Origin of the sequence: Pseudomonas guariconensis, assembly GCF_900102675.1 — a bacterium.
GTDB classification, from domain to species: Bacteria; Pseudomonadota; Gammaproteobacteria; order Pseudomonadales; family Pseudomonadaceae; genus Aquipseudomonas; species Aquipseudomonas guariconensis.
Map to the genome: position 1 here is coordinate 1 of NZ_FMYX01000025.1, position 3,162 is coordinate 3,162.

General features: G+C 51.8%; 2 rRNA genes. Both read right to left on the bottom strand.

Features of this window, described 5'->3' with window-relative positions:
* Positions 1 to 49 (bottom strand): 5S ribosomal RNA (gene rrf, locus BLS27_RS24360); the annotation flags it as partial.
* Between the two features lie 127 nt (positions 50 to 176).
* Positions 177 to 3,067, bottom strand: a 23S ribosomal RNA gene (locus BLS27_RS23470).
* Between the last annotated feature and the right edge of the window lie 95 nt (positions 3,068 to 3,162).

Below are 3,162 nucleotides of genomic sequence, written 5' to 3' on the forward strand. Positions count from 1 at the left end.
CTGAGTTCGGGATGGGATCAGGTGGTTCCAATGCTCTATGGTCGTCAAGAAATTCTGTTGCCAGACTGTCTTATGACACTCCAGCCAATTCGGATATGTGATCGTTGTGGTTGCGAACTTTCGGTTCTTTCGTCTTCACCACCGCAATCTGCAGAAGCAAATTGCTTGGGTGTTATATGGTCAAGCCTCACGGGCAATTAGTATCGGTTAGCTCAACGCCTCACAGCGCTTACACACCCGACCTATCAACGTCGTAGTCTTCGACGGCCCTTTAGGGGATTCAAGATCCCAGTGAGATCTCATCTTGAGGCAAGTTTCCCGCTTAGATGCTTTCAGCGGTTATCTCTTCCGAACATAGCTACCCGGCAATGCCACTGGCGTGACAACCGGAACACCAGAGGTTCGTCCACTCCGGTCCTCTCGTACTAGGAGCAGCCCCTCTCAAATCTCAAACGTCCACGGCAGATAGGGACCGAACTGTCTCACGACGTTCTAAACCCAGCTCGCGTACCACTTTAAATGGCGAACAGCCATACCCTTGGGACCGGCTTCAGCCCCAGGATGTGATGAGCCGACATCGAGGTGCCAAACACCGCCGTCGATATGAACTCTTGGGCGGTATCAGCCTGTTATCCCCGGAGTACCTTTTATCCGTTGAGCGATGGCCCTTCCATACAGAACCACCGGATCACTAAGACCTACTTTCGTACCTGCTCGACGTGTGGGTCTCGCAGTCAAGCGCGCTTTTGCCTTTATACTCTGCGACCGATTTCCGACCGGTCTGAGCGCACCTTCGTACTCCTCCGTTACTCTTTGGGAGGAGACCGCCCCAGTCAAACTACCCACCATACACTGTCCTCGATCCGGATCACGGACCTGAGTTAGAACCTCAAGGTTGCCAGGGTGGTATTTCAAGGATGGCTCCATGAGAACTGGCGTCCCCACTTCAAAGCCTCCCACCTATCCTACACAAGCAAGCTCAAAGTCCAGTGCAAAGCTATAGTAAAGGTTCACGGGGTCTTTCCGTCTAGCCGCGGATACACTGCATCTTCACAGCGATTTCAATTTCACTGAGTCTCGGGTGGAGACAGCGCCGCCATCGTTACGCCATTCGTGCAGGTCGGAACTTACCCGACAAGGAATTTCGCTACCTTAGGACCGTTATAGTTACGGCCGCCGTTTACCGGGGCTTCGATCAAGAGCTTCGCTTGCGCTAACCCCATCAATTAACCTTCCGGCACCGGGCAGGCGTCACACCCTATACGTCCACTTTCGTGTTTGCAGAGTGCTGTGTTTTTAATAAACAGTCGCAGCGGCCTGGTATCTTCGACCGGCATGGGCTTACGGAGCAAGTCCTTCACCCTCGCCGGCGCACCTTCTCCCGAAGTTACGGTGCCATTTTGCCTAGTTCCTTCACCCGAGTTCTCTCAAGCGCCTTGGTATTCTCTACCCGACCACCTGTGTCGGTTTGGGGTACGGTTCCCAGTTATCTGAAGCTTAGGAGCTTTTCTTGGAAGCATGGCATCAACCACTTCGTCGCCTAAAGGCAACTCGTCATCAGCTCTCGGCCTTGAAATCCCGGATTTGCCTAAGATTTCAGCCTACCACCTTAAACTTGGACAACCAACGCCAAGCTGGCCTAGCCTTCTCCGTCCCTCCATCGCAATAACTGGAAGTACAGGAATATTAACCTGTTTTCCATCGACTACGCTTTTCAGCCTCGCCTTAGGGACCGACTAACCCTGCGTCGATTAACGTTGCGCAGGAAACCTTGGTCTTTCGGCGTGCGAGTTTTTCACTCGCATTGTCGTTACTCATGTCAGCATTCGCACTTCTGATACCTCCAGCAAGCTTCTCAACTCACCTTCACAGGCTTACAGAACGCTCCTCTACCGCATCACCTAAGTGATACCCGTAGCTTCGGTGCATGGTTTGAGCCCCGTTACATCTTCCGCGCAGGCCGACTCGACTAGTGAGCTATTACGCTTTCTTTAAAGGATGGCTGCTTCTAAGCCAACCTCCTAGCTGTCTAAGCCTTCCCACATCGTTTCCCACTTAACCATGACTTTGGGACCTTAGCTGACGGTCTGGGTTGTTTCCCTTTTCACGACGGACGTTAGCACCCGCCGTGTGTCTCCCATGCTCGGCACTTCCAGGTATTCGGAGTTTGCATCGGTTTGGTAAGTCGGGATGACCCCCTAGCCGAAACAGTGCTCTACCCCCTGGAGTGATACATGAGGCGCTACCTAAATAGCTTTCGAGGAGAACCAGCTATCTCCGAGCTTGATTAGCCTTTCACTCCGATCCACAGGTCATCCGCTAACTTTTCAACGGTAGTCGGTTCGGTCCTCCAGTCAGTGTTACCTAACCTTCAACCTGCCCATGGATAGATCGCCCGGTTTCGGGTCTATACCCAGCGACTAAACGCCCTATTAAGACTCGCTTTCGCTACGCCTCCCCTATTCGGTTAAGCTCGCCACTGAATATAAGTCGCTGACCCATTATACAAAAGGTACGCAGTCACCTAACAAAGTAGGCTCCCACTGCTTGTACGCATACGGTTTCAGGTTCTATTTCACTCCCCTCTCCGGGGTTCTTTTCGCCTTTCCCTCACGGTACTGGTTCACTATCGGTCAGTCAGTAGTATTTAGCCTTGGAGGATGGTCCCCCCATGTTCAGACAAAGTTTCTCGTGCTCCGTCCTACTCGATTTCATTGATAAGAGACTTTCGTGTACGGGGCTATCACCCACTATGGCCGCACTTTCCAGAGCGTTCCACTAATCTCAAATCAACTTAAGGGCTGGTCCCCGTTCGCTCGCCACTACTAAGGGAATCTCGGTTGATTTCTTTTCCTCAGGGTACTTAGATGTTTCAGTTCCCCTGGTTCGCCTCTTGCACCTATGGATTCAGTACAAGATACCTAGGTTATCCTAGGTGGGTTCCCCCATTCAGAGATCTCTGGATCACAGTCTGTTTGCCGACTCCCCAAAGCTTATCGCAGGCTACCACGTCTTTCATCGCCTCTGACTGCCAAGGCATCCACCGTATGCGCTTCTTCACTTGACCATATAACCCCAAGCAATCTGGTTATACTGTGAAGACGACATTCGCCGAAAATTCGCATGTTGCTCAATAAAGAGCAGAACTCACAAATTTTACCT